Origin of the sequence: Streptomyces sp. NPDC048106 (assembly GCF_040706415.1) — a bacterium.
Lineage (GTDB): Bacteria > Actinomycetota > Actinomycetes > Streptomycetales > Streptomycetaceae > Streptomyces.
Map to the genome: position 1 here is coordinate 203,146 of NZ_JBEZND010000005.1, position 25,821 is coordinate 228,966.

Annotated in this window: 24 protein-coding genes and 1 riboswitch; of the genes, 13 read left to right on the plus strand and 11 right to left on the minus strand. The window is 72.1% G+C overall.

What is annotated here, in order from left to right:
- The first annotated feature begins 8 nt into the window (after positions 1-8).
- From tsf to AB0927_RS07170, 4 genes are all read left to right on the plus strand, one after another.
- Positions 9-845, plus strand: coding sequence for a translation elongation factor Ts (tsf, locus tag AB0927_RS07155; RefSeq protein WP_366666523.1), 837 nt, complete (start codon positions 9-11; stop codon positions 843-845).
- 204 nt (positions 846-1,049) lie between these two features.
- Complete coding sequence (pyrH, locus tag AB0927_RS07160) at positions 1,050-1,808, plus strand: UMP kinase (RefSeq protein ID WP_366666524.1); 759 nt, start codon at positions 1,050-1,052, stop codon at positions 1,806-1,808.
- A 183-nt stretch (positions 1,809-1,991) separates the two neighbouring features.
- Positions 1,992-2,549, plus strand: coding sequence for a ribosome recycling factor (gene frr / locus AB0927_RS07165; protein ID WP_366666525.1), 558 nt, complete (start codon positions 1,992-1,994; stop codon positions 2,547-2,549).
- A gap of 140 nt (positions 2,550-2,689) precedes the next feature.
- The gene (locus tag AB0927_RS07170; RefSeq protein WP_366666624.1) at positions 2,690-3,910 is read left to right on the plus strand and encodes a phosphatidate cytidylyltransferase; all 1,221 of its coding nucleotides are present in this window, start codon (positions 2,690-2,692) and stop codon (positions 3,908-3,910) included.
- Positions 3,911-4,015: 105 nt separating this feature from the next.
- Here the strand turns inward: AB0927_RS07170 and AB0927_RS07175 are convergent, their stop codons facing one another.
- A complete protein-coding gene (locus AB0927_RS07175; RefSeq protein WP_366666526.1) occupies positions 4,016-4,639 on the minus strand; it encodes a L,D-transpeptidase family protein in 624 nt (207 codons plus the stop codon).
- A gap of 233 nt (positions 4,640-4,872) precedes the next feature.
- Between AB0927_RS07175 and AB0927_RS07180 the strand changes: the two genes are divergently transcribed.
- The 7 genes from AB0927_RS07180 to AB0927_RS07210 all read left to right on the plus strand — a co-directional run bounded on the left by AB0927_RS07180 (position 4,873) and on the right by AB0927_RS07210 (position 12,687).
- Complete coding sequence (locus tag AB0927_RS07180) at positions 4,873-5,874, plus strand: peptidoglycan-binding domain-containing protein (protein ID WP_366666527.1); 1,002 nt, start codon at positions 4,873-4,875, stop codon at positions 5,872-5,874.
- 77 nt (positions 5,875-5,951) lie between these two features.
- On the plus strand, positions 5,952-6,725 hold the full coding sequence (locus AB0927_RS07185; protein ID WP_366666528.1) for a VOC family protein: 774 nt from the start codon (positions 5,952-5,954) through the stop codon (positions 6,723-6,725).
- Between the two features lie 100 nt (positions 6,726-6,825).
- Positions 6,826-7,932: a 23S rRNA (adenine(2503)-C(2))-methyltransferase RlmN gene (gene rlmN / locus AB0927_RS07190; protein ID WP_366666529.1), complete on the plus strand. Its 1,107-nt coding sequence runs from the start codon at positions 6,826-6,828 to the stop codon at positions 7,930-7,932.
- Positions 7,933-7,952: 20 nt separating this feature from the next.
- A riboswitch (TPP riboswitch) is annotated at positions 7,953-8,059 on the plus strand.
- 70 nt (positions 8,060-8,129) lie between these two features.
- Positions 8,130-9,200 carry a thiamine ABC transporter substrate-binding protein gene (locus tag AB0927_RS07195; RefSeq protein ID WP_366666530.1) on the plus strand — a complete coding sequence of 357 codons (1,071 nt, stop codon included), beginning with the start codon at positions 8,130-8,132 and terminating at the stop codon, positions 9,198-9,200.
- Between the two features lie 47 nt (positions 9,201-9,247).
- Entirely contained in the window at positions 9,248-10,849 is a 1,602-nt protein-coding gene (locus AB0927_RS07200; protein ID WP_366666625.1) for an iron ABC transporter permease, read from the plus strand.
- On the plus strand, positions 10,849-11,865 hold the full coding sequence (locus AB0927_RS07205) for an ABC transporter ATP-binding protein (protein WP_366666531.1): 1,017 nt from the start codon (positions 10,849-10,851) through the stop codon (positions 11,863-11,865). Before AB0927_RS07200 ends, AB0927_RS07205 begins: the two co-directional genes overlap by 1 nt.
- A 24-nt stretch (positions 11,866-11,889) precedes the next feature.
- Positions 11,890-12,687 carry a maleylpyruvate isomerase family mycothiol-dependent enzyme gene (locus tag AB0927_RS07210; RefSeq protein WP_366666532.1) on the plus strand — a complete coding sequence of 266 codons (798 nt, stop codon included), beginning with the start codon at positions 11,890-11,892 and terminating at the stop codon, positions 12,685-12,687.
- Positions 12,688-12,766: 79 nt separating this feature from the next.
- On the opposite strand, the gene AB0927_RS07215 is transcribed toward AB0927_RS07210, so the two are convergent.
- The 5 genes from AB0927_RS07215 to AB0927_RS07235 all read right to left on the minus strand — a co-directional run bounded on the left by AB0927_RS07215 (position 12,767) and on the right by AB0927_RS07235 (position 17,382).
- Positions 12,767-13,171, minus strand: a complete 405-nt coding sequence (locus tag AB0927_RS07215) for a VOC family protein (protein WP_366666533.1) — start codon at positions 13,169-13,171, stop codon at positions 12,767-12,769.
- Between the two features lie 126 nt (positions 13,172-13,297).
- Positions 13,298-14,584: a hypothetical protein gene (locus AB0927_RS07220; RefSeq protein WP_366666534.1), complete on the minus strand. Its 1,287-nt coding sequence runs from the start codon at positions 14,582-14,584 to the stop codon at positions 13,298-13,300.
- A complete protein-coding gene (locus AB0927_RS07225) occupies positions 14,566-15,306 on the minus strand; it encodes an ATP-binding cassette domain-containing protein (protein WP_366666535.1) in 741 nt (246 codons plus the stop codon). The genes AB0927_RS07220 and AB0927_RS07225 overlap by 19 nt, the downstream gene beginning before the upstream one ends.
- Positions 15,307-15,496: 190 nt before the next feature.
- Entirely contained in the window at positions 15,497-16,879 is a 1,383-nt protein-coding gene (locus tag AB0927_RS07230) for an aspartate aminotransferase family protein (protein ID WP_366666536.1), read from the minus strand.
- Positions 16,864-17,382 (minus strand): Lrp/AsnC family transcriptional regulator, encoded by a 519-nt coding sequence (locus AB0927_RS07235; protein WP_366666537.1) that lies wholly within the window; start codon positions 17,380-17,382, stop codon positions 16,864-16,866. The genes AB0927_RS07230 and AB0927_RS07235 overlap by 16 nt, the downstream gene beginning before the upstream one ends.
- Positions 17,383-17,588: 206 nt before the next feature.
- Between AB0927_RS07235 and AB0927_RS07240 the strand changes: the two genes are divergently transcribed.
- Complete coding sequence (locus tag AB0927_RS07240) at positions 17,589-19,028, plus strand: gamma-aminobutyraldehyde dehydrogenase (RefSeq protein ID WP_366666538.1); 1,440 nt, start codon at positions 17,589-17,591, stop codon at positions 19,026-19,028.
- Between the two features lie 123 nt (positions 19,029-19,151).
- Here the strand turns inward: AB0927_RS07240 and AB0927_RS07245 are convergent, their stop codons facing one another.
- Positions 19,152-20,054 (minus strand): helix-turn-helix transcriptional regulator, encoded by a 903-nt coding sequence (locus AB0927_RS07245; RefSeq protein ID WP_366666539.1) that lies wholly within the window; start codon positions 20,052-20,054, stop codon positions 19,152-19,154.
- A 204-nt stretch (positions 20,055-20,258) separates the two neighbouring features.
- Here AB0927_RS07245 and AB0927_RS07250 point away from each other — a divergent pair, with 204 nt between their 5' ends.
- On the plus strand, positions 20,259-21,698 hold the full coding sequence (locus tag AB0927_RS07250) for an MFS transporter (RefSeq protein WP_366666540.1): 1,440 nt from the start codon (positions 20,259-20,261) through the stop codon (positions 21,696-21,698).
- 10 nt (positions 21,699-21,708) lie between these two features.
- On the opposite strand, the gene AB0927_RS07255 is transcribed toward AB0927_RS07250, so the two are convergent.
- Genes AB0927_RS07255 through AB0927_RS07270 form a run of 4 tightly spaced genes read right to left on the minus strand, consistent with a single transcriptional unit; the run spans position 21,709 to position 25,815 of the window.
- Positions 21,709-22,536 (minus strand): carbohydrate ABC transporter permease, encoded by an 828-nt coding sequence (locus AB0927_RS07255; protein ID WP_366666541.1) that lies wholly within the window; start codon positions 22,534-22,536, stop codon positions 21,709-21,711.
- A 38-nt stretch (positions 22,537-22,574) separates the two neighbouring features.
- A complete protein-coding gene (locus AB0927_RS07260) occupies positions 22,575-23,531 on the minus strand; it encodes a sugar ABC transporter permease (protein ID WP_366666542.1) in 957 nt (318 codons plus the stop codon).
- On the minus strand, positions 23,525-24,841 hold the full coding sequence (locus AB0927_RS07265) for an extracellular solute-binding protein (protein ID WP_366666543.1): 1,317 nt from the start codon (positions 24,839-24,841) through the stop codon (positions 23,525-23,527). Before AB0927_RS07265 ends, AB0927_RS07260 begins: the two co-directional genes overlap by 7 nt.
- The gene (locus AB0927_RS07270; RefSeq protein ID WP_366666544.1) at positions 24,838-25,815 is read right to left on the minus strand and encodes a GNAT family N-acetyltransferase; all 978 of its coding nucleotides are present in this window, start codon (positions 25,813-25,815) and stop codon (positions 24,838-24,840) included. Before AB0927_RS07270 ends, AB0927_RS07265 begins: the two co-directional genes overlap by 4 nt.
- Between the last annotated feature and the right edge of the window lie 6 nt (positions 25,816-25,821).

Sequence of the window (25,821 nt, forward strand, 5' to 3'; positions counted from 1 at the left end):
ACAGACTCATGGCGAACTACACCGCCGCCGACGTCAAGAAGCTTCGTGAGCTCACCGGCGCCGGCATGATGGACTGCAAGAAGGCGCTGGACGAGGCCGAGGGCAACGTCGACAAGGCCGTCGAGGCGCTGCGCATCAAGGGCCAGAAGGGCGTCGCCAAGCGCGAGGGCCGCTCCGCCGAGAACGGCGCCGTGGTCTCCATCATCGCCGACGACAACTCCTCCGGCGTCCTGGTCGAGCTGAAGTGCGAGACGGACTTCGTCGCCAAGGGTGACAAGTTCCAGGCCGTGGCCAAGGCCATCGCCGAGCACGTCGCCAAGACCTCCCCGGCCGACCTGGAGGCCCTGCTCGCCTCCGAGATCGAGGCCGGCAAGACCGTCCAGGCGTTCGTGGACGAGGCCAACGCCAACCTCGGCGAGAAGATCGTCCTGGACCGCTTCGCGCAGTTCTCCGACGGCTACGTCATCGCCTACATGCACCGCACCATGCCCGACCTGCCCCCGCAGATCGGTGTCCTGGTCGAGCTCGACAAGCCGAACGCCGAGGTCGCCAAGGGCGTCGCCCAGCACATCGCCGCGTTCGCGCCGAAGTACCTCTCCAAGGACGACGTCCCGGCCGAGGTCGTCGAGTCCGAGCGTCGCATCGCCGAGGAGACCACCCGCGCCGAGGGCAAGCCCGAGGCCGCGATCGCCAAGATCGTCGAGGGTCGCGTCAACGGCTTCTTCAAGGACGCCACGCTGCTCGGCCAGCCGTACGCGCTGGACAACAAGAAGTCGGTCCAGAAGGTGCTGGACGAGGCCGGTGTCACCCTGAAGCGCTTCACGCGCATCAAGGTCGGCATCTGAGTCCGTACCGCGATCGACGCGCGACCCGCGGAGAAATCCCGATAGGGTCGACAGCAGTCGTCCGCGACCACCGCAACACCCGGGTGTGGGGCGGACGGCAGCAGATCTGACGAGGAGGCCATTGCCGAGTATGGGAGCGAAAAGCGACCCCGCCGGCAATGGCCTTCTTCGTATGTGCAACACGTGAAAGAGGCGGGATCTCCCATGACCGACAAAGCCCACAAGAGCGACGACGGCAAAGTACGCGGCCGGTTTCTGTTGAAGCTGTCCGGAGAGGCCTTCTCCGGCGGCGGGGGCTTGGGCGTGGACCCGGACGTGGTGCACAAGATCGCCCGTGAGATCGCGGCCGTCGTGCGGGACGGGGCGCAGATCGCGGTCGTCATCGGCGGCGGGAACTTCTTCCGCGGCGCCGAACTCCAGCAGCGCGGCATGGACCGCGCCCGCTCCGACTACATGGGCATGCTCGGCACGGTGATGAACTGCCTCGCCCTCCAGGACTTCCTGGAGAAGGAGGGCATCCAGTCCCGGGTCCAGACCGCCATCACCATGGGCCAGGTCGCCGAGCCGTACATCCCGCTGCGCGCCGTGCGCCACCTGGAGAAGGGGCGCGTGGTCATCTTCGGCGCCGGTATGGGCATGCCCTACTTCTCCACCGACACCACCGCCGCCCAGCGCGCCCTGGAGATCGACGCCGAGGCGCTGCTCATGGGCAAGAACGGCGTGGACGGGGTCTACGACTCCGACCCCAAGACCAACCCCGACGCCGTCAAGTTCGACGCCCTCGGCTACGGCGAGGTCATCACCCGGGACCTGAAGGTCGCCGACGCCACCGCCGTCACGCTGTGCCGCGACAACAAGCTCCCGATCCTCGTCTTCGAGCTTCTCGCGGAGGGCAATATCGCCCGTGCGGTCAAGGGTGAGAAGATCGGCACGCTGGTGGGTGACCAGGGCAGCCGGGACTGACCGGCACACCCCCGTCACCCGGGTAAGACACCTGTCCGAGGGACGGACGGGACGCACCTTGGCCGGGGGATGGACAATGTCCTGCCGGTCGGGAACCGTGCAGGAAGAAGACGCGACGCAGCCGGCCGCCGGACCACCGAGGAACCGCAGCCGGGCCTCACTCAAGACACGCAGGAGCAAGTGGTGATCGAAGAGACCCTCCTCGAAGCCGAGGAGAAGATGGAGAAGGCCGTCGTGGTCGCCAAGGAGGACTTCGCCGCGATCCGCACCGGCCGTGCGCACCCGGCGATGTTCAACAAGATCGTGGCCGACTACTACGGTGCCCCGACGCCGATCAACCAGCTGGCCTCGTTCTCCGTGCCGGAGCCGCGGATGGCGGTCGTCACGCCGTTCGACAAGACCGCGCTGCGCAACATCGAGCAGGCGATCCGCGACTCCGACCTGGGCGTCAACCCCAGCAACGACGGCAATATCATCCGGGTGACGTTCCCCGAGCTGACCGAGGAGCGCCGCCGCGAGTACATCAAGGTGGCCCGGGGCAAGGGCGAGGACTCGAAGGTGTCGATCCGCGCCGTGCGCCGCAAGGCCAAGGACGCCCTCGACAAGCTGGTCAAGGACAAGGAGACCGGCGAGGACGAGGTCCGCCGTGCGGAGAAGGAGCTGGACGACCTGACGGCGAAGTACGTCGCCCAGGTGGACGAGCTCCTCAAGCACAAGGAAGCGGAGCTGCTCGAAGTCTGATGAGCGACTCTTCCTGGGGGGCGCCGCCACCGGCGGGGCAGACCGGCTACTGGGGGCCCACCGAGGGTGGGCCCGTCCAGGGCGGGGTCGCCCCGGCGGGTCCCGCCTACGATGCGCCCGAGGCGCAGCACACGCGCCCCATGCCCATCGTGCCCGACGTACCCGCGTATGGCGGAGACCAGGACGACACCCGGCGGGCCGCTCGGCTGAGCGGACCCTTGTTCCGGGACGAGCCCCAGCCGCAGCACGGGATACCACCGCAGTACGGCACGGAGCCCCCCTACGGGGCGCAGCCGCCGTACGAGCAGCAGCCCGGCTACGGCGCCCCGCACCCGCCCGGGGAACCGGCGCCGTACGACCCGTACGGGACGCGGTCCCCGGCCGGGGCGCAGCCGTCGTACGAGCAGCCGCAGCCGCAGTACGGGCAGCAGCCCTACGGGGCGCAGCCGCAGCCCCCGTACGGGACGCCCCAGCCGAGCCCGAGCCAGAGCCAGAATCCGGAGCCCATGCCCGACGCCCCGCAGCCGCCGCCGGCGCCGCAGAAGAAGAGCGCGGGCCGTGACCTCAGCGCGGCCATAGGCGTCGGCGTCGGACTCGGCGTGGTGATCATCGCGTCGCTGTTCATCGTCAAGGCCGTGTTCGTCGGCGTGATCGCGGTCGCCGTCGTCGTCGGCCTGTGGGAGCTGACCAGCAGGCTCCAGGAGCGCAGGCAGATCAAGGCGCCGCTCGTGCCGCTCGCGGTCGGCGGTGCGGCGATGGTGGTCGCCGGCTACGTGCGCGGCGCCGAGGGTGCCTGGGTCGCCATGGCCCTGACCGCGCTCGCGGTGCTGGTCTGGCGGATGACGGAACCACCGGAGGGCTACCTCAAGGACGTCACGGCCGGCGTCTTCGCGGCGTTCTACGTGCCCTTCCTGGCCACCTTCGTCGCCCTGCTGCTCACCGCGGACGACGGTCCCTGGCGGGTCCTGACCTTCCTGTTGCTCACCGTCGTCAGCGACACCGGCGCCTATGCCGTCGGCTGGCGCTTCGGCAAGCACAAGCTCGCCCCGCGGATCAGCCCCGGCAAGACCCGTGAGGGCCTGTTCGGCGCCGTGCTGTTCTCGATGGTCGTGGGCGCGCTGTGCATGCAGTTCATGATCGACCGGGGCGTCTGGTGGCAGGGCCTGCTGCTGGGCCTCGCGGTCGCGGCCAGCGCCACCCTGGGCGACCTCGGCGAGTCCATGATCAAGCGTGATCTGGGCATCAAGGACATGGGCACGCTGCTCCCGGGGCACGGCGGCATCATGGACCGCCTGGACTCCCTGCTGCCCACGGCGCCGGTGGTCTGGCTCCTGCTGGTGCTCTTCGTCGGCTCCACCTGACGAAACCGGGCGCCCTCCCGTCGTACGGCCGCACGGGCCCCCGTCCTGGGAACAGGGCGGGGGCCCGTCGTCGTACGGCCTGCCGCCCGGCCGGTGCCGCGGCGGTCAGACGACGGTGAGCCGGGTCGGGCGCGGGTAGCGGTCGAGGACGTGGAAGAGCTTGCGGATGTCGGCCGGGCTGAGCTTGACGCAGCCGTTGCTCCGGTAGGAGTCCGGCCCCTTCCACTGACTGGCACCGCTCGTCGTCATCTTGCTGTGGACGAGGAGCTGGGTGCGCCAGGTCCGGTTGTCGGGGCACTTCTTGTCGCTCAGCGGGATGGCGTACCCGTGGACCTTGGCCCCCGGGTACCTGGTGGTGCGGGGGCCGACGGTGTACGTCCCCTTCGGCAGCCAGCCCACCCCCACCGCGCAGTCCTTCCGGCCCCGGTCGTCCGGCCGGCCCAGTCCCATTCCCGAACCGGCCCGGTACGACGCCAGCACCTTGCCGACGCGGAGCACCTGGAGCCGGGAGTCCAGCGGGTTGGAGGCGTTGCGGATGAACCTCAGCGAGGTGTTCGGGGCGACGTGCGGGGCCTTGTGGTGCGCCGCGCCGCTGCCGTGGCGGCCCGGCGCGGGCGGTGCCGGTGCGGCGGCGGTGGCGGGGGCGGCGGTGAGACCGGCGGCGAGGACGGTGAGGGCACCCGCGCCGACGAGGGCGCTGCGGACCCGGCCGAACGATGCGACGGACATGGCTGATCACTCCTTCGGGGGGATTCACGGGGGGACGCGGCAGAGCGCTCACGAGCGGCTCGCACCCTGGTTCCGGGGCGGTGACGCGGGCTGCGGCGGCTGCCACGACCAGAGAATGGCACCGCTTCCGGCGGCTGCGGCGGCCATGCCCAGGCAGCCTGATGCGGCATCATGCACCCACCTATGCACGGCTTTGACCTGCACATATGCAGGCAGTGAATCGTGGAGGAACGGTGGCGGAGCAACGTCGGCAGCAGTCGGCCGCGGACCGTGGGGCGCAGTTGTCGGCACTGCTGCGGCGCTGGTGGGAGGCGGCGGGCCGGGAGCGGGACGGCAAGCCACCGGCGCAGGAGTCCCTGGCCCGCCGGGTCGGTGTGGCGCAGACGACGCTGTCGCGCTATCTCAACCCCGGGCACCGCTCCACGGCACCCGTGGAGGTGGTGCGCATGCTGCACGCGGCACTGGAGGCTCCCGAGGAGGAGCTGGAGCGGGCACTGGAACTGGCACGGGGCACGGCGGACCCCGGGGGCGCACCGGCGGGCGACGGCCGCGAGACCGCGCACTCCCGCACCGCCGGCCCGGACCCTCGTACCGGCCCGGACGTTCGCGCCGGCGCCCCGGACCCGCGGACCGCCGCCCGGGAGATCCGGCCGTCGCGCACCGGACGGCGGCTCCGGCGCGCCCGGCGTCCCGCGGTGTACCTCGCCGTCGCGCTCGTCCTGCTCTGGCTGGGCCGCGCGTCCGCCCGGCTGTTTCCCCCGGACGACGGCCGGCCCCGGGCCGCGCCCGCGGCGGGCGCCCCGGCGACGACGGCCCGGCGCGCGGCCTGGCCGACGGTACGGCCCGGTGACCGCGGCACCCTGGTGTGGACCGTGCAGCGGCTGCTGAAGGCGCACCGGGTACCGATCACGGTCAACGGCGTCTTCGACGACGCCACCAGGGACCGGGTCAGGGGCTTCCAGCGCGACAGCGGGCTCCAGCCGGACGCCCTGGTCGGGATGCGGACCTGGTCGATGCTGGTCAGGGAGACCGCGCCCGGGGACGTCGGGCCGCAGGTGGAGGCGGTGCAGGACCTGCTGGCCCGCGCGGGCTGGCCGGCCGACATCACCGGCCGCTTCACCATGGCCACCCACCAGTCGCTCCTCGGCTTCCAGCGCGCGCACGGCCTGCCGCCGACCGGCATCGCCGACCGCCCCACCTGGCTGGCTCTGACGGCGGCACACCCCCGCCCCTGACGAGCGGTTTGTGGCGTTCGGCGACAGGATGGTGACGAAGCGTGGCCCTTGATGTGGCCCCTGACAGGGAGCGAGAGATGCCCGAAGTCACCACTCCGTACGCGACCGGCACCCCGTGCTGGGTCGATCTGATGGCGTCGGACCAGCAGGCCGCGCTGGACTTCTACCGCGACCTGCTGGGCTGGCAGGGGCAGGCCGGCCCGGCCGAGTTCGGCGGGTACGCGGTCTGCGAGCTGCACGGCAGGGCCGTGGCCGGCATCGGCCCGAAGCCCGACGGGATGCCGGAGGCGCCGACCGTCTGGACCAGCTACCTGGCCAGCACCGACGCCCAGGCCACCCAGGACGCGATCGTCGGCGCGGGCGGCACCCTGCTCGTCCCGGTGACGGACGTCGGCAGCCTCGGCCGCATGCTGATCGCCGCCGACCCGCAGGGCGCCGTCTTCGGCGTCTGGCAGCCCGGCGACTTCCACGGCGCCCAGGTGGTCAACGAGGCCGGCGCGCTGACCTGGAACGAGCTGCACACCAGCGACGTACCCGCGGCCACCGGCTTCTACGGCGAGGCGTTCGGCATCGAGATCGAGCCGATGGAGGGCGCGGAGAACTACTGGGCGCTGATGGTCGGCGGCCGGGCGGTCGGCGGCGTCGCCCGGCTCGCCGACGACCCGCCGGGCACCCCGGCGCACTGGCTGGCCTACTACGCGGTCGACGACGTGGACTCCACCGTGGACGCCCTGGCCAAGCGCGGCGGCACGGTCCTCGCCCCGCCGTTCGACATGATGGCCGGCCGGATGACGGTCGTCACCGACCCCCAGGGCGCCCCCTTCGCGATGATCAAACCGACCCCGATGTGAGCCGCGCTCCGGCCGGTCCGCGAGCCCCGGCCCGGCCGCACCGCGCACCACCACCGGCTGCCATGGGTCACCCGTTTGGATCTGCGACACTGGTAGCACCATGCCCATTCCCGGAGAACTCACCTTTGTCGCGCCGCGCGGAGCCAAGAAGCCGCCGCGGCATCTCGCCGATCTCTCGCCCGCCGAGCGCAAGGAAGCGGTGGCCGGGATCGGTGAGAAGCCGTTCCGTGCCAAGCAGCTTTCGCAGCACTACTTCGCGCGGTACGCGCACGACCCGCAGCAGTGGACCGACATCCCGGCCGGCTCCCGGGAGAAGCTGCGCGAGGCGCTGTTCCCGGAGCTGATGACGGTCGTCCGGCATCTGTCGACCGACGAGGGCACCACCCGCAAGACGCTGTGGCGGCTGTTCGACGGCACCCTCGTGGAGTCCGTGCTGATGCGGTACCCGGACCGGGTGACCATGTGCATCAGCTCGCAGGCGGGGTGCGGGATGAACTGCCCGTTCTGCGCGACCGGGCAGGCGGGCCTGGACCGCAACCTGTCCACCGCGGAGATCGTCCACCAGATCGTGGACGGCATGCGGGCGCTGCGCGACGGCGAGGTGCCGGGCGGGCCCGCGCGGTTGTCCAACATCGTGTTCATGGGCATGGGCGAGCCGCTCGCCAACTACAAGCGGGTCGTCGGCGCCATCCGCGCGCTCACCGACCCGGCGCCGGACGGGCTCGGGCTGTCCCAGCGCGGCATCACCGTCTCCACCGTCGGGCTGGTGCCGGCCATCCACCGGTTCGCCGACGAGGGCTTCAAGTGCCGTCTCGCGATCTCCCTGCACGCTCCCGACGACGAACTGCGCGACACCCTCGTCCCCGTGAACACGCGGTGGAAGGTGCGCGAGGTGCTGGACGCGGGGTTCGAGTACGCCGAGAAGAGCGGGCGCCGGCTGTCCATCGAGTACGCGCTCATCCGCGACATCAACGACCAGGCGTGGCGTGGCGACCGGCTCGGCCGGATGCTCAAGGGCAGGCCCGTGCACGTCAACCTCATTCCGCTGAACCCGACTCCGGGCTCGAAGTGGACGGCCTCGCGGCCCGAGGACGAGAAGGTCTTCGTGGAGGCGATCGCCGCGCACGGTGTGCCGGTGACGATCCGGGACACCCGTGGGCAGGAGATCGACGGAGCCTGTGGTCAGCTCGCGGCCACCGAGCGGTAATCTGAGCCCATCACATCTTCATATTCCGACAGGGGAGCGCCACAGCGCTGAGAGTGCGGCATCGGGCCGCAGACCCTCTGAACCTCGCCCAGGTCATTCTGGGTAGGAAGTTCGGTCACTACTCAAGCTGTTGCGCCCTGTCCGGATTATCCGGACAGGGCCGCGTTCTTCCTGGTCAACCCCAGGAGGAAAACCAAGTGCACAAGAAGACCTTCGTGGCCGCGGCGGTCGGGCTCGGCCTGGTCACGTTGTCCGCGTGCGGCTCGTCACAGGGCCACAGCAAGGCGGACAGCAAGACCGTCACCCTCGTCAGCCACGACTCGTGGGCCGTCTCCAAGAGCGTGCTCGCGGACTTCGAGAAGCGGTCCGGGTACAAGGTCCGCGTCCTCAAGGACGGCGACGCCGGACAGGCCGTCAACAAGGCCATCCTGACCAAGGACAACCCGCAGGGCGACGTCCTCTTCGGCGTCGACAACACCCTGCTGTCCCGCGCCCTCGACAACGGGCTGTTCCAGCCGTACACGGCCAAGGGCCTGGACAAGACCGGCGCCCAGTTCCGGCTCGACGACAAGAACCGCGTCACGCCCGTCGACTACGGCGACATCTGCGTCAACTACGACAAGGCGTACTTCGACAGTCACCACCTGACGCCGCCGCAGTCCTACGCCGACCTCGCCAAGCCGCAGTACAAGAACCTGCTCGTCACCGAGAACGCGGCCACCGCCTCGCCCGGCCTCGGCTTCCTGCTCGGCAGCGCCGCGCAGTTCGGGGACACGGGCTGGCAGGGCTACTGGAAGAAGCTCAAGGCCAACGGCGTCAAGGTCGTCGACGGCTGGGAGCAGGCCTACTACCAGGAGTTCTCCGGCTCCTCGGAGGGCAAGAAGGCCGGCGGCGACCGGCCGCTCGTCGTGTCGTACGCCTCCTCCCCGCCCGCCGAGGTCATCTACGCCAAGAAGCGTCCCGCCACCGCCCCGACCGGCGTGGCGACCGGCACCTGCTTCCGGCAGATCGAGTTCGCCGGGCTGCTGAGCAACGCCAAGAACCCCAAGGGCGCCAAGGCGTTCCTCGACTTCCTGGTCTCCAAGGAGTTCCAGGAGGACATGCCGCTGAACATGTACGTCTATCCGGTCGTCGCGGGCGCCAAGGTGCCCGCCGACTTCACCAAGTACGGCCCCGCGGCGCCGAACCCCGAGACCATGGCCCCCGAGAAGATCGCCGCCGACCGTGACCAGTGGGTCAAGTCGTGGACGTCACTCGTACTGAAGTGACCGCCCGCGGGCGGGAGTCGCGCGGGAGCGCGGCGCGGCTGGGGCTGATGGCCCTGCCCGTCGCGTTCTTCGCCGTGTTCTTCGCCTGGCCCGTCGCCGCGATCGTGGCGCGCGGCCTGAAGACCGGCGGCGCCTGGCGGTTCGGGCGGATCGCGGACGTGGTCGCCCAGCCGGACATCCGGCACGTGCTGTGGTTCACCACCTGGCAGGCGCTCGCCTCCACCGCGCTCACCCTGCTGCTCGCGCTGCCCGCCGCGTTCGTCTTCGCCCGTCTCGACTTCCCCGGCAAACAGGTGCTGCGGGCCGTCGTCACGGTCCCGTTCGTGCTCCCCACCGTCGTCGCCGGCAGCGCCTTCCTCGCGCTCGTCGGCCACGGCGGACTGCTCGACCAACTGTGGGGTGTACGCCTCGACACCACGGTGTGGGCGATCCTGCTCGCGCACGTCTTCTTCAACTACGCGGTCGTCGTACGGACCGTGGGCGGGCTGTGGTCCCAACTCGACCCGCGCCAGGAGGAGGCCGCGCGGATGCTCGGCGCCTCGCCGTTCCACGCCTGGCGGAAGGTGACGCTGCCCGCCCTCGCGCCCGCCGTGGCCGCCGCCGCGCTGATGGTGTTCCTGTTCACCTTCACCTCCTTCGGCGTGGTCCAGATCCTCGGCGGCCCCGCCTTCTCCACCCTCGAAGTGGAGATCTACCGGCAGACCTCCGAGGTCTTCGACCTGTCCACGGCCGCCGTCCTCACCCTCGTCCAGTTCGCCGCCGTCGGCGCGGTCCTCGCCGTGCACGCCTGGACGGTACGGCGGCGCGAGAGCGCCCTGCGCCTGGTCGACCCCAAGGTCACCGCGCGGCGGCCGCGCGGCGCCGGACAGCGGGCGCTGCTCGCCGGTGTCCTCGGCACCGTCGCGCTGCTCGTGGTGCTGCCGCTCGCCGTCCTCGTCCGCCGCTCCCTGGACGCCCCCGGCTTCGGCTACTACCGGGCGCTGACCCGCACCGACGGCGGCACGTTCCTGGTGGCACCGGTGCACGCGGTGTGGACCTCGCTCCAGTACGCCGTCGCCGCCACCGCGATCGCCGTGGTGGTCGGCGGTCTCGCCGCCGCCGCGCTGGCCCGCCGGGACGCGGGGCGGCTGGTACGGGGCTTCGACGCGCTGCTGATGCTGCCGCTCGGCGTGTCCGCCGTGACCGTCGGCTTCGGCTTCCTGATCGCCCTCGACAGACCGCCGCTGGATCTGCGCCAGTCCTGGATCCTGGTGCCGCTGGCCCAGGCCCTGGTCGGCGCCCCCTTCGTCGTGCGCACCATGCTGCCGGTGCTGCGCGCGGTCGACGTGCGGCTGCGGGAGGCGGCGGCCGTGCTCGGGGCCTCGCCCTGGCGGGTGTGGCGGGAGATCGACCTGCCGCTGGTGCGGCGGGCGTTGCTGGTCGCGGCCGGGTTCGCGTTCGCCGTCTCGCTCGGCGAGTTCGGTGCGACGGTGTTCATCGCCCGGCCCGACAACCCGACCCTGCCGGTCGCCGTGGCCCGGCTGCTCAGCCGCCCCGGTGACCTCAACTACGGCCAGGCGATGGCCCTTTCGACCATTCTGATGGTGGTGTGCGCCGCCGCCCTGCTCCTCCTGGAACGGCTGCGCACGGACCGGACCGGGGAGTTCTGATGCTGAGCCTCAAGGGCGCGACCGTGCGCTTCGGCGGCCGGGCCGTGCTGGACACGGTGGACCTGGAGGTCGCCGAGCACGAGGTGGTGTGCGTGCTCGGGCCCAGCGGAAGCGGCAAGTCGACCCTGCTGCGGGCGGTCGCCGGGCTCCAGCCCCTCGACGCCGGGCGGGTGTCGCTCGCCGGGCGGGACCAGGACGGGGTGCCCGCGCACCAGCGGGGCGTCGGCCTGATGTTCCAGGACCACCAGCTCTTCCCGCAGCGCGACGTGGGCGCCAACGTGGCGTTCGGGCTGCGTATGCACGGCGTGGCGAAGGGCGAACGGGACGCCCGCGTGGGGGAGTTGCTGCGACTGGTCGGGCTGCCGGGGGCGGGCCGCCGGGCGGTGGCCGGGCTGTCCGGTGGCGAGCAGCAGCGCGTCGCCCTCGCCCGCGCGCTCGCCCCCCGGCCCCGGCTGCTGATGCTTGACGAGCCCCTCGGCCAGCTCGACCGCTCCCTGCGCGAACGCCTCGTGGTCGAACTGCGTGAACTCTTCGGCCGGTTGGGTACGACCGTGCTCGCCGTCACCCATGACCAGGGCGAGGCGTTCGCGCTGGCCGACCGGGTGGTGGTGATGCGGGACGGGCGGATCGCGCAGTCCGGTACGCCGCTGGAGGTCTGGCAGCGGCCCGCCGACGCGTTCGTGGCCCGTTTCCTCGGCTTCGAGAACGTGGTCCCGGCGACGGTGACGGGTGCGGTCGCCGACAGCCCCTGGGGCAGGCTGCCGGTACCGGAGGGCGCCCGGCAGGGGGACCGGACGCTGCTGGTCCGGCCCGCCGGGGTACGGCTCGTGCCGGCCGGCACCGGGCTGAGGTGCACGGTCACCGCCCGCACCTTCAAGGGCACCCATGTCGCCGTCCACCTCCAGCCCCCGAACGGGCCCCGCCTCGAAGCGGCCTGCGCGCTGCGCGACGCACCGGAGACCGGGGACACGGTGGGCGCGGAGTTCGACGCGGCGGAAATCGTCGTGCTGGACTGACCGTCCGGCGCCTAGGGTGAGGCCATGACCTACCTCGATCATGAGCGGTACTGTGACGAAATCGCCCTGCAAGTAGGGCAGTTGAGGGAACTGGCCACCTCCGGTGCCGATCTGTCGGCCAACGTGCCGACCTGCCCGGAGTGGTCGCTGGAACAACTCGTGCGGCACATGGGCGGCGTCCTGCGCTGGGTCGGCACGATGGTGCGGGAGCAGGTCCAGGAGATGCTGCCGCGGGACCAGGTCCCGCTCGTCGGCGGCCCGGAGGAACAGGGTGACCCGGCGGCGCTGGACGCCTGGCTGGCGGAGACCGGCGAGCTGGCCGTCGGGGCGCTGCGCGAGGCGGGTCCGGAACTCAAGGTGTGGACCTGGACCGACGAGGGCTCCAGCGGCTTCTGGGCCCGCCGGATGGCCCACGAGATCACCATCCACCGCGCCGACGCGGCGCTCACCGTCGGGGCGCCGTTCGACGTCGCGCCCGACATCGCCGCCGACGCCCTGGACGAGTGGCTGGACCTGGTGCGGTGGGTGCAGCGCACCGGCGCCCGGGACTGGGCCGCGAATCTGCGCGGGTCCCACCGCAGCATCCATCTGCACGCCACCGACGCCGACCCGGCGCTGAACGCCGAGTGGCTGGTGGAGATCGGCGAGGACGGTGTCACCTGGCGGCGCGGCCACGAGAAGGCCATGGTCGCCCTGCGCGGCCCGCTCACCTCGGTGCTGCTCGCCTTCTACGGCCGGATCCCGCCGGCCACTCCGGGCCTCGAAGTGCTGGGCGAGCGCGAGGCGCTGGAGTTCTGGCTGGAGCACTCGGACTTCGGCTGACGGCACGTACGTCGACGGGCCCGCCTCCTGGTTCCGGCCAGGGGCGGGGCCTGCCCGTCCGTCACGCGACCGCCCGCGTTCAGCCCTCGATCGCGGCCGGGTCCATCCACATGATCTCCCAGGTGTGGCCGTCGAGGTCGTCGAAGGAGCGGCCGTACATGTGGCCGTGGTCCTGGACGGGGCCCTCCGTGCCGCCCGCGGCGAGCGCCTTGCCGACCAGCTCGTCGACCTTCTCGCGGCTCTCCGCGCTGAGACACACCAGCACCTCGCTGGTCGTCGTCGCGTCGGCGATCTCCTTCTTGGTGAAGGCCGCGTAGAACGGCCTGGTGAGCAGCATCGCGACGATGGTGTCGCTGATCACCACGGAGGCGGCGTCGTCGTTCGAGAACTGGGGGTTGATCGGGTAGCCCAGCGCCGTGAAGAACTTCTTCGAGGCGTCGAGGTCGGTCACGGGCAGGTTCACGAAGATCATCTGCTGGTACACGGTGTGCGTCTCCCGGTTCGTACTGTTGCTCGTTTCACGGGGGTGGACACCCGTGCCCGGCGGAACTCATCGGTGGGCCGGGGATTTCTTCCGCGGACCTTCAGCGCGGATCCTCGGCGCGGGCCCTCAGCGGGCCAGCGGAAAGGCCGCCAGGGCGGCGATCGCCAGGGTGAGCGGCGTGAAGAAGGCCAGCAGGGCGAGCGCGCGCAGGGCGGCGGCGCCGCGCAGCACCGCCGAGGGGGCGCCCAGGCGGAGCAGCGCGGCGGTGGTCTCGGCGCGGCACTGGCGGGTCTCGACGGCCACGGTCAGCAAAGTGGCGAAGGCGCAGCCGGCGACGACCAGCGCGCCGAGGGTGCTCAGCGGGCCGAAGGCGCGGGCGGGGGCGTCGTACAGGGTGGTCAGGGCGTAGCCGGCGGCGGTGACCGCGCACAGGACGCCGAGCGGGCGGCCGATCCTGGTGGCCTCCGCCATCAGGCCCCGGCCCGCGAGGAGGCGCAGCGCGCCGGGGCGGGCGCACTGGAGCAGGCGGCCGCACAGGTGGGTCAGGCCGGGGGCGGCGAGGACGAGGCCGACGGCGGTGAGGAGCCAGCCGAGCAGGAAGAGGCCGGCGTCGGCGGGCAGGGTGGTGAAGGTGGGGGCGGGCGTCGGGGGCGTGCGGCCCGCGTAGGTCTGGGCGGTGAGACCGGCGGCGACGAGGGCCACGGCCCAGGGCAGGCCGGCGGGGGCGTCGCCGGGCCCCTTGCCGCCGCCGAACGGGTCCGCGGCCGGTGCCGTGGGGTCCGGGCCGGTCGTGCCGTCCGGCGCTCGCGGATCGCCTTCCCCCGGCGCCCCGCCGGCGGGAGCGCCCGCGGGCCGGCGAACGAACGGCGGGTACCCGCGCCGCGCCCGTGCCGTCGGCCGCGGCTCCCTCGGCCGCAGCACCAGGGCCACCGCGGCCGTGGCCACTCCGGGCACGACTGCCAGCAGGGTCAGCGCCGCCGCCGGCGGAAGGGGCTCGCCGGCGGCCAGGAAGGGCGCCGCCGCGCCGTCGAACGGCATCCCCCGGGGATCGCCGCGCAGGTGCAGGAAGAGGAACAGGGCGACGAGGGAGCCCAACGCGGTCGACAGGAGCGTGCCCAGGGCCGAGATGGCCATCATCCGGGCCGGGCCGAGGCCGAGCGCGGAGAGGCCGGGGCGGGGGCGGGTACCGGGGTCGGTGCGGGCGACGGCGACCGCGAAGTAGGCCGTCGCGGCGACCGGCACCAGGCACCAGGCCAGCCGCAGCGCGCCCGCGCCCGCGGTCTCCGGGTGGTTCAGGGCGTAGCCGAGGCAGGACAGCAGCAGGAACCCGGTGCCCGCCGAGGCCGCCGCCACCAGCAGACGGCGGAGCTGGACACCGGGCCGGGCGGCGCGGGTCAGACGGAGATCGAGCACGCGGCCCGGCCTTCCGGGTCGGGGATCTCCGGCAGGTGTACGGTCCGCACCGGCCTGCCGTCCAGCAGGTTCACCGTGCGGTCGGCGAGGGCGGCGGTCTCCGGGTCGTAGGTGGCGAGGACCACGGTGATGCCGTGCGAGCGGGCGGCGCTGGTCAGGGTGCGCAGCACCTGGCCGCGGTCGGCGCGGTGCAGCGGGGCCGTCGGCTCGTCGGCGAACAGCACCGTGGGCGCCGGTGCCAGCGCGCGGGCGATCGAGACGCGCTGGCACTCGGACCGGCGCAGCCGGTGCGGGCGCTTGCGGGCCGCTTCCCCGACGTCCAGGCGCTCCAGCCACTCCAGCGCGGTGGTCTTGGCCCGGCGGCGGCTGGTGCCGCGCAGCATCAGCGGCAGCGCGGCGTTCTCCCAGGCGTTCAGCTCGGGCACCAGGCCCGGTTCGGGGCCGATCCAGCAGAAGCGGTCGCGGCGCAGCCGCTCGCGGTGCGCCGGGCCGAGGGTGTGCAGGGGGGTGCTGTTGAACCAGACCTCGCCCTCGCGCACCGGCACCAGTCCGGACAGGCAGCGCAGCAGGGTCGTTTTGCCACTGCCGCGCGGGCCGCTGACGGCGAGGATCTCGCCCTCCCGTACGGCGAGCGAGATCCCGGCGAGTCCGGGGGAGCCGTCGGGGTGCGTGAAGTGCAGGGACCGTGCCCAGAGCACGTCGTTGTCCGGCGGAGCCTCCATGGCGTACACCTCGGTTCTGATCCGTTTTTCCCGTACCCGTTCCTCCATACGGGGGAACGAAGGCAGGGCCGATCGGTCACTGGCACGCTAGGCAGCCGCCGCGCGGTGGCCGGACAGCACACGGCCCCGGGCCGCCGTTCTCACTCGAACGGACGGCTCCGGGGCCGGTCGCGGTCACACCGTCAGCTGATTACAGCTTGGTCCACGCCTCCGTGAGGGTGGCGCGCAGGATCTGCTCGATCTCGTCGAACGTCTCCTGGTTGGAGATCAGCGGCGGGGCGAGCTGGATGACCGGGTCGCCGCGGTCGTCGGCCCGGCAGTACAGGCCGTTGTCGAACAGCGCCTTGGAGAGGAAGCCGTACAGGACGCGCTCGGTCTCCTCGTCGTTGAAGGACTCCTTGGTGGCCTTGTCCTTCACCAGCTCGATGCCGTAGAAGAAGCCGTTGCCGCGGACGTCGCCGACGATCGGCAGGTCGTGCAGCTTCTGCAGCGTCTGGAGGAAGTTGCCCTCGTTGTCCAGCACGTGCTGGTTGAGGTTCTCGCGCTCGAACAGGTCGAGGTTGGCGAGGCCCACGGCCGCGGAGACCGGGTGGCCGCCGAAGGTGTAGCCGTGCAGGAAGGTGTTGTCGCCCTTGTAGAACGGCTCGGCCAGGCGGTCGGAGATGATGCAGGCGCCGATCGGGGAGTAGCCCGAGGTCATGCCCTTGGCACAGGTGATCATGTCCGGGACGTAGCCGAACTTGTCGCACGCGAACATCGTGCCGAGTCGGCCGAAGGCGCAGATGACCTCGTCCGAGACGAGCAGCACGTCGTACTTGTCGCAGATCTCGCGCACGCGCTGGAAGTAGCCGGGCGGCGGCGGGAAGCAGCCGCCGGCGTTCTGCACCGGCTCCAGGAAGACCGCGGCGACGGTGTCCGGGCCCTCGAAGAGGATCTCCTGCTCGATCTGGTCGGCGGCCCAGCGACCGAAGGCCTCCGGGTCGTCGCCGAAGAGCGGCGCGCGGTAGATGTTGGTGTTCGGCACCTTGTGCGCGCCCGGCACCAGCGGCTCGAAGGGGGCCTTCAGGCCCGGCAGGCCGGTGATGGACAGCGCGCCCTGCGGGGTGCCGTGGTAGGCGACCGCGCGGGAGATGACCTTGTACTTGGTGGGCTTGCCGGTCAGCTTGAAGTACTGCTTGGCCAGCTTCCAGGCGGTCTCGACCGCCTCGCCGCCGCCGGTGGTGAAGAAGACCTTGTTCAGGTCGCCCGGGGCGTAGTCGGCGAGGCGCTCGGCGAGCTCGACGGCCTTCGGGTGGGCGTAGGACCACACCGGGAAGAAGGCCAGCTCCTGGGCCTGCTTGAACGCGGTCTCGGCAAGCTCGGTGCGGCCGTGCCCGGCCTGGACCACGAACAGGCCCGCGAGACCGTCGAGGTAGCGCTTGCCCTTGTCGTCGTAGACGTAGGTGCCCTCGCCCCGGACGATCGTCGGGACGGGGGAGTTCTCGTACGAGGACATGCGGGTGAAGTGCATCCACAGGTGGTCGTACGCGGTGCGGCTGAGGTCCTTCTGGGTCACGGTTATCGGGTTCCCCACATGTAGGTCTGCTTCTTCAGCTTCATGTATACGAAGCTTTCGGTGGAGCGCACGCCGGGCAGCGCCCGGATGCGTTTGTTGATGACGTCCAGCAGGTGGTCGTCGTCCTCGCAGACGATCTCGGCGAGGATGTCGAACGAGCCCGCGGTCATCACCACGTACTCGACTTCCGACATGGCCGTCAGCACGTCGGCGATCGACTCGACATCACCCTCGACGTGTATGCCGACCATCGCCTGCCGGCGGAAGCCCACGGTGAGCGGGTCCGTGACGGCGACGATCTGCATCACGCCCTGGTCCAGCAGCTTCTGGACGCGCTGGCGCACGGCCGCCTCCGACAGGCCGACGGCCTTGCCGATCGCGGCGTACGGCCGGCGGCCGTCCTCCTGGAGCTGCTGAATGATGGCGAGGGAGACGGCGTCCAACTGGGGGGTGCCGTTCCTGGACTCGCGGGACGAGTCCCTCTGGTCTGCGCTTCGACTGGCCACGCGCTCACTGTGCACGAGGTATCGACAGTTTCGCAAGCCCCGATCGATGAAATTCGTTGTTTCGAGGATCAAAGCTTGCGGATTTCGCAGAAGCGGCGCCGCCAGGGGTGTTGAAAACGTGGGGGCGCCGACTAGGGTGGGTTGTCTCAGTGATCGGACAGCCGTACGGGCTGTCCGGGCTGGAACCGCTCGAACCCTCGAACCAGATCAGGAGGCCGGCAGTGAGCACCGAGCTGCGTCGTCTGCGCAACTACATCGACGGTGAGTTCCGGGACGCCGCCGACGGACGGACCACCGACGTGGTCAACCCCGCGACGGGCGAGGCGTACGCGACCGCGCCGCTGTCCGGACAGGCGGACGTGGACGCGGCCATGGCGGCCGCCGCCCGCGCCTTCCCGGCCTGGCGCGACACCACGCCGGCCGAGCGCCAGCGGGCCCTGCTGAAGATCGCGGACGCGTTCGAGGAGCGCGCCGAGGAGCTGATCGCGGCCGAGGTGGAGAACACGGGCAAGCCCACCGGGCTCACCCGCTCCGAGGAGATCCCGCCGATGGTCGACCAGATCCGCTTCTTCGCCGGTGCGGCGCGGATGCTGGAGGGCCGGTCGGCCGGCGAGTACATGGAGGGGATGACCTCGATCATCCGCCGCGAGCCGATCGGCGTCTGCGCCCAGGTCGCGCCGTGGAACTACCCGATGATGATGGCCGTGTGGAAGTTCGCCCCGGCGCTCGCCGCGGGCAACACGGTCGTCCTCAAGCCCTCCGACACCACCCCCGCCTCCTCGGTCCTGATCGCGGAGATCATCGGCTCGGTGCTGCCCAAGGGCGTCTTCAACGTCATCTGCGGCGACCGTGACACCGGCCGCCTGATGGTCGAGCACGAGACCCCGGCGATGGCCTCCATCACCGGCTCCGTGCGGGCCGGCATGTCCGTCGCCGAGTCCGCGTCCAAGGACCTCAAGCGGGTCCACCTGGAGCTGGGCGGCAAGGCGCCGGTCGTCGTCTTCGAGGACACCGACATCGCCAAGGCCGTCGAGGACATCTCGGTGGCGGGCTTCTTCAACGCCGGCCAGGACTGTACGGCCGCCTGCCGCGTCCTCGTCCACGAGTCGATCCACGACGAGTTCGTGGCCGCGCTGGCCAAGGCCGCCGAGGAGACGAAGACCGGGCAGCCCGACGACGAGGACGTGCTCTACGGCCCGCTGAACAACCCCAACCAGCTCAAGCAGGTCGAGGGCTTCATCGAGCGCCTGCCCGCCCACGCGCGGGTGGAGGCCGGCGGCAAGCGGGTCGGCGACAAGGGCTACTTCTTCGCGCCGACCGTGGTCTCCGGCGTCAAGCAGGACGACGAGATCATCCAGAAGGAGGTCTTCGGACCGGTCATCACCGTCCAGTCCTTCACCAACGAGGACCAGGCCGTCGAGTTCGCCAACGGCGTCGAGTACGCCCTGGCCTCCTCGGTGTGGACCAAGGACCACGCGCGCGCGATGCGCATGTCCAAGAAGATGGACTTCGGCTGCGTGTGGATCAACACGCACATCCCGCTGGTCGCGGAGATGCCGCACGGCGGCTTCAAGAAGTCCGGTTACGGCAAGGACCTCTCGGCGTACGGCTTCGAGGACTACACGCGGATCAAGCACGTGATGACGTCCCTGGACGCCTGACGCTCCGCCGGGGTGCGGCCCCGGCGGTGACGCGTGGCGCGGCCCCCTCGGACCGGGATCGGCTCCCGGCCCGAGGGGGCCGCGGCGTTCCGGGCGGACGACCGGCGCGGCGCGAGTTCACCGCTACGGAACGCGTGGGGCGCGCGCGGCGGTGGCACCCGGCCGCGGGTCCCCGAGCCGGCCGGCGGCGAGGAGCCGTAGCCCCGCCTCCGAACTCGTGCCGACCCGGGCCGAGTAGGCGATCACGCGCTGGTCGGCCGCGCCGGGGACCAGCAGGCTCTGGAAGGACAGTTCCAGGGAGCCGACGAGGGGATGGTCCAGCTCCTTGGTGCCGGCGACGCAGGTGCGCACCGGGTGGCGCGCCCAGCGTTCGGCGAACTCCTCGCTGTTCATGGTCAGTTCGCCGACCAGCTCGGCGAGCCGCTGGTCGTTCGGGTGCCGGCCAGCGACCAGTCGCAGCGACGCCACCGCGAGGTGGGCCTCCTCGCGCCAGCGCGGGTAGAGGGCACGGGTGCGGTCGTCCAGGAAGAGCATCCGGGTCAGGTTCGGGCGGCGCGCGGGGTGCTCGGGCGCCTCGAAGTCCAGGTGCGTCGCCAGCAGGAGATGGCCCATGGCGTTCCAGGCGAGGATGTCGTTGCGCCGGTCCAGGACCAGGGCCGGGGTGTCCGTGAAGGTGTCGATGAGCTGACGGATGCCGGGGTCGGCGCCGGGCGTCCGCGGGCTCCGGTCGCGCCGGGGGCCGGACCGCACGGGCCGGGCGAGGTCCATGAGGTGGCTGTGCTCGTCCGGGGTCAGGCGCAGCGTGCGGGCGATCGCGTCGAGCACGGAGTCGGACACCTGGTGGGTGCGGCCCTGTTCGAGCCGGGTGTAGTGGGTGACGCTGAGGCCGGCCGCGAACGCCACCTCCTCGCGCCGCAGACCGGGCACCCGGCGCCGTTCCGCGAACCGGGGGAGCCCGATCTCCTCGGGGGTGAGGGCGGCCCGGCGGCTGCGCAGGAAGTCGCTGAGCTCGGAGAAGTCAGGCATGCGGGGCCCTTCCGGTGAGTCCGGTGACGTGTGCCCCTCGTCCAACGGCGGGGGCGCGGGGCTGCTTCCCGCACTGGGTGGTCATGTCGTGACCACCCAACGGGTGACGTGTCGGTTCCGGGGCCTGGGTAAGTGCCGCCGCCGGTCGCAGGATTCCCTCGGTCGCAGCCGCCTCGGCTGTCGAAGCCTCCCGGAGGGAATCCCATGTCTGTTGTCGATGGTGTGACGCGAAGGGCGGTCCCGGCCGGGCCGGACGCCCCGGGGCCGCGGCGGTCGGCGCGGCCGCGGCTGACGCTGGTGGTGCTGCTGGTGGCGCAGTTCATGCTGGCGGTGGACTTCTCGATCCTGAACGTGGCCCTGCCGGTGATCGGGCGGGGGCTCGGGTTCTCGCTGGCGAACCTCCAGTGGATCGCGACCGCGTTCGCGCTGTGCGCGGCCGGGTTCACCCTGCTGGCCGGGCGGATCGCGGACCTGTTCGGGCGGCGCAGGCTGTTCCTGGGCGGTCTGGCCGTGCTGGGCCTGGCCTCGCTGGCCGGGGGCCTCGCGACCGGCCCGCAGGTGCTCATCGCCGCCCGGGTCTTCCAGGGCCTGGCCACCGCGGTGGTCACCCCGGCCGGTCTCGCCCTGCTGACCACCTCCTTCCCCGAAGGGCCGCTGCGGCAGCGGGCGCTGGGGCTCAACGGGGCGCTGATGTCGGCCGGGTTCACCACCGGCGCCGTCCTCGGCGGAGTGCTGACCGACCTGCTGTCCTGGCGGTGGGCGTTCCTCGTCAACGTGCCCGTCGCCGCGGCCGTCCTGGTGATCGCCCCGATGGTCCTGACCGAGTCCCGGCCCCCGGTCCGCCCCCGGCTGGACCTGCCCGGCGCGCTCGCGGTCACCCTCGGCCTGCTCGCCGTCGTCCTCGGCTTCACCCGGGCCGGCGAGCACGGCTGGGGCGACCCCGCCGCCCTGCTCGTGCTGGCCGCCGGCCTGCTGCTCCTGATCGCGTTCTACCTGATCGAACGCAAGGCCCCGGCCCCGCTGGTCCCGGTCACCGTCCTGCGCCGGCGCGCCGTCGCCTGGGGCAACGTCGCCGGTGTCCTCGCCTTCGTCACCGAGACCTCCCTGGTCTTCCTGCTGACCCTCTACCTCCAGAAGGTCCTCGGCTTCTCCCCCCTGGCCGCGGGCCTGTCCTTCGGCGTCCTGGGCCTCGGCACCGTCCTCGGCGGCACCCTCGCCCCCCGCGTCATCGCCCGCACCGGCACCCGCGCCGCCCTGATCACCGGCGCCCTCGTCCAGGCCGCCGCCACCGCGGGCCTGCTCGCCCTGGGCACGACCGCCCGCAGCCTCGCCCTGCTGCTGCCCGCCACCTTCGTCGGCGGCGTCGGCAACATGCTGCTCATCGTCGCCTTCATGATCACCGCCACCAGCGGTCTGCCCGACCACGAGCAGGGCATGGCCACGGGCCTGGCCACCATGAGCCAGCAGATCGGCATCACGATGGGCACACCGGTGATGAGCGCGATCGCGACGGGCGCCATGGCGACGACGACGGTCCCCGGCGTTCTGCACGGCATCCGTACCGCGATCGCGGCCGACGCCGGGCTGGTCCTGGCGACGGCCCTCGTCGCCGCCGTGTTCCTGCGCGCCCCCGCCAAGGAGTAGTCCCCCGGCCTCACTTGAGGCCGCTGAGCATGACGCCCCGGATGTAGTGCTTCTGGAGCAGCAGGAAGAGGAGCAGGACCGGGAGGATGCTCAGGACCAGCGCGGCCATGACGACCGGCATGGTGCGGGTGGGGTCGACGTGGTCCTGGAGGAGCTGGATGCCCACCGGCAGGGTCATCACGTCCGGGTCGGCGGTGGAGATCAGCAGGGCCCAGATGTACTCGTTCCAGGCGTCCGTGAAGGTCAGCACGGCGAGGGTGACGAGGACCGGTCCGGTCTGGGGGAGGACGATGCGCCACCAGAGGGTGAACTCGCCCGCGCCGTCGAGACGGGCGGCCTCCAGGACCTCGTCCGGGATGGAGAGCATGAACTGGCGCATGAGGAAGATCCCGAAGCCGTTGACGAGGAACGGCATCGCGAGCGCCACGACGCTGACGGTCAGCCCCGCGCCGCCCCGCCCGAGCAGGTCGTTGCCGCCCGCCAGCGGCCAGTGCACCAGGATCAGGAAGTGCGGGATGAAGAAGAGGAACGGCGGGAACATCATCGTGGCCAGCACCAGCCGGAAGACCAGGTCCCGGCCCGGGAAGCGGAGTTTGGCGAGCGCGTAACCGGCCAGGGACGAGGTGAGCAGCACCGAACCGGTGATCAGCGCCGTCGCGGTGACGCTGTTGCGGAAGAGCAGCGGCAGATCCAACTGGTGCAGCGCCGCACGGTAGTTGCCGAAGTCGAACGCCTTCGGCAGGAAGCGGTACGGCAGCCTCCCGGACTCTCCCGGCCCCTTGAGGGACGTCGCCACCATGTCGAGGAACGGCACCACCATGAGCACGGCACCGGTCACGACGAGGAGATACGCCCCCCACGGCCCTCGGCGGCCTCTCACGCGGCCTCCCCCTGGCGCCGGAACACCCACAGTTGCGTGAGCGTGATCAGCAGCACCACCACGAACAGCACGAACGCCGCCGCGCTCGCCGTGCCCCAGTCGCCGTAGGAGAAGGCCTGCCGGTACATCTCCAGCGCCGCCACCGACGTGGCGTCGCCGGGACCGCCCTTGGTCATCACCGTGATCAGCGCGAACGACTGGAGCCCGGTGAGGAACTGGGTGACGCACACGAACAGCAGCGACGGCCGCAGCAACGGCAGCGTGATCCTCAAGAAGACCGTGACCGGCCCGGCACCGTCCAGCGCGGCGGCCTCGTAGTACGACCGCGGGATCGACTTCAGCCCCGCCGTGAGGACGAGGATCGCCGACCCCGCGGAGGCCCACGCCTGGACGACCACCACCGCGGGCAGCGCCGTGTGCGGGTCCTGGAGGAAGGCGACCGAGCCGAGTCCCAGGGCGTTGAGGACGCCGTTGACGAGGCCGCCCGGCTCGTACATGTACTTCCACACGTTGCCGACCGCGACCACGGTCGTGACCATCGGCAGGAAGTACAGGGTCCGCCACAGCCCCTGGAACCGCAGCCGGTCGACGCAGGTGGCGACGAGCACCGAGCCCGCCAGCGCGATGACCACCGTCCCCAGCGCGAACAGCACGGTGTTGGTGAGGACCGGCGTCACGAACGTCGACCCCCGCGCGAACAGCCCCGTGAAGTTGTCCAGGCCCACCGGACGGATGTCCCCGAGGTCGAACCCGGCCCACCGCGACATCGACAGCAGCAGGGCGAAGGCGAGCGGCAGCACGAGGAAGACCGCGAAGAACAGCAGGGCCGGCGCGAGGAAGAGGTAGGCGACGAGCGCCTGGCGGCGCCGGGCGCGCGCGGCGAGGACGCTGCCCGGGGCACCCTCGCGGGGCGCGGGACGTTCGGTCCGCTCCGGCGCCAGCGTGTTCACCACAGGCGCGACACCTCCTGATCGACCTGCCGGCGCGTGGTGCGCAGCGCCTCCTCGACCGACCGCTGACCGGTCCACAGCGCCTCGATGTTCGCGCGCAGCAGCGTCTTCGCCTGCTGCGCGCCCGGCGTGTTCGGCTCCGGCACCGCGTACGCCAGCGCGTCCAGGAACGGCCGCAGGTTCGGATCCCCGCCCCGGCCGAGCAGCGCCCGCATGTCCTCGGCCCGGCCGGTGAGCGAGCCGACCGACACCTGGAGGGCGCTCATGCGCGTCACGCCCTTCGCGCCCGTCTTCTCCGCGTTGAGCCAGCGCAGGAACTCCCATGCCTCGCGCGGGTGCCGGCTGGCCGCGTTGACCCCGAGCAGGAAGCCCGTGGAGAGGGTCGCGGGCCGGTCGCCCGCTTCGGGGACGGGCACCGGGGCGACGCCGACGTCCCGGTAGTCCGCGCCCATCAGCGGCTTCAGGCTCCCGGTCCACCAGCCGGCGCCGATCACCATGGCCACCTGCCCGGCGGGGAACGCCTGGTAGACGTTGACGCCGGGCGCGCTCGCCCCCCGGGCGACCAGGCGGTGCTCCAGCTCGAACACCGCCCGCCCGGCCGGCGAGTCGATCGCGGTGCGCGCGCCGTCCGCGGAGACGAATGTGCCCCCGGCCGCGTTCAGCAGGGCCAGTGTCTGGCCGACGGTGGTGGAGTCGTCGTACACCGAGAGGCCGAAGCCCTGCACCAGGGTGTTGCCGTACCGGTCCCGGCGTGTGGTGCGGTCGGCCGCCCGCGCCAACTCGGGCCAGGTGCGCGGTGGCCGGCCGACCCCGGCGGCGCGCAGCAGCCGTGCGTTGTAGTAGAGGGCGTACGTCTGCACCTCGGTGGGATAGCCGTAGATCCGGCCCCCGGCGGACGCCGCGCCGACCGCGGCCGCGCTGTAGCCGCGCCTGATCTCGGCCGCGTGCTCGGGCGGGGCGGGCCGCAGCACGCCGGCCCGGACGAGCTGGCCGGTCCACAGGCAGTACGGCTGGAGGAGGTCGGCGCCCCGGCCCGCGGCCTGCCGGACCATGAACGTGGTCAGCAGGTCGGCGAAGTCCACCGCAGTCGTGCGGACCTTGACCCGGTCGTGCGTGGCGTTCCACTCGTCCACCGGGTCCTGGAGGGCCTTCTTCAGCACCCCGCTGGAGTAGTGGGAGAGCAGGGTGAGGACGATCGGATCCCCGGGGCGGCCGGTGCCCTGGTGCGGGGCCGCGCAGCCGCCGGCGAGCACGGCGGAGGGGAGCGCGAGCGCGACGTGCCGCCGGCTCGGGCCGCGCCGGGGCGCCGTCATCGGGCGGCCTCCCGGCGCAGGACCCGGAACACCCGGGTCGTGGTGAACCCGGCGCCCCGGTACAGCCGGCCCGCCGGTGACCGCTCGCCGGTCCACAGGAACCACGCCCCGTGCGCGCCGCGCGCCCGCATCCGCGCGAGGACCAGGTGGAGCAGCACCTTGCCGAGCCCGCTGCCGCGCGTCTCCGCCCGCACCCCGAACGGGCCGAACCGCTCGATCGCCGACTCGTACGCGCCGTGCATCGCCCAGCCCACCAGCCGCCCGGCGGGCTCCCGGGCGACGACGATCCGGTCCAGGGGGGTGCCGGTGGCCACGCACTCCCGGATCGCCCGCGCCCAGTCCGGGTTGAAGTGGTCCCGGGCGAGTGCGATCAGCTCCACCAGGTCGTCGTCGGCGGGGGTGGTGAACCGGTAGCCCACGGCGGTCAGTTCGTCCCGGCGCAGGGCGACGGCGTCCGGCACGCGGTGGCCGACGAGCGAGCGGTCCATCGCCACCGCCTCGTACCGCGTCCGGAAGCCGAGCGAGCCGAGGAGCTTCGCCGCCTCGGGGTAGGTGTCGGCGTCCAGGCCGGGGAGGAAGTAGTTCGGGGTGTAGCAGGAGAAGTCCACGGTGGTACGGCCGTGTGTGCGCAGCCAGTCGAGGGCGTCGGTCAGCAGCAGGCGCCCGAGGCCGTGCCCGCGGGCGGCCGGGTCGACGAAGAAGAACGGGATCCAGCCCTGGCCGGGCTCCAGGTCGGTGCCGCTCATCGGGGTGAGCCGGCGCACCGCGTGGGCGGCGCCGAGGACACGGCCGCCGGCCACCGCGACCCGGAGCCCCTCCGGGTCGAAGTTGGCGTCGAGCAGCACGAGGGAACGGAAGCGGTCCGGGGTGATCGGATCGGCCGGGGCGCTCCGGCACCAGGCGTCCACGAGCGGCGGGCCGTCACCCGCCCTGAAGCCCCGGACCACCGGGCCACTGAGCGCGGTCGGGGTCATCGACGG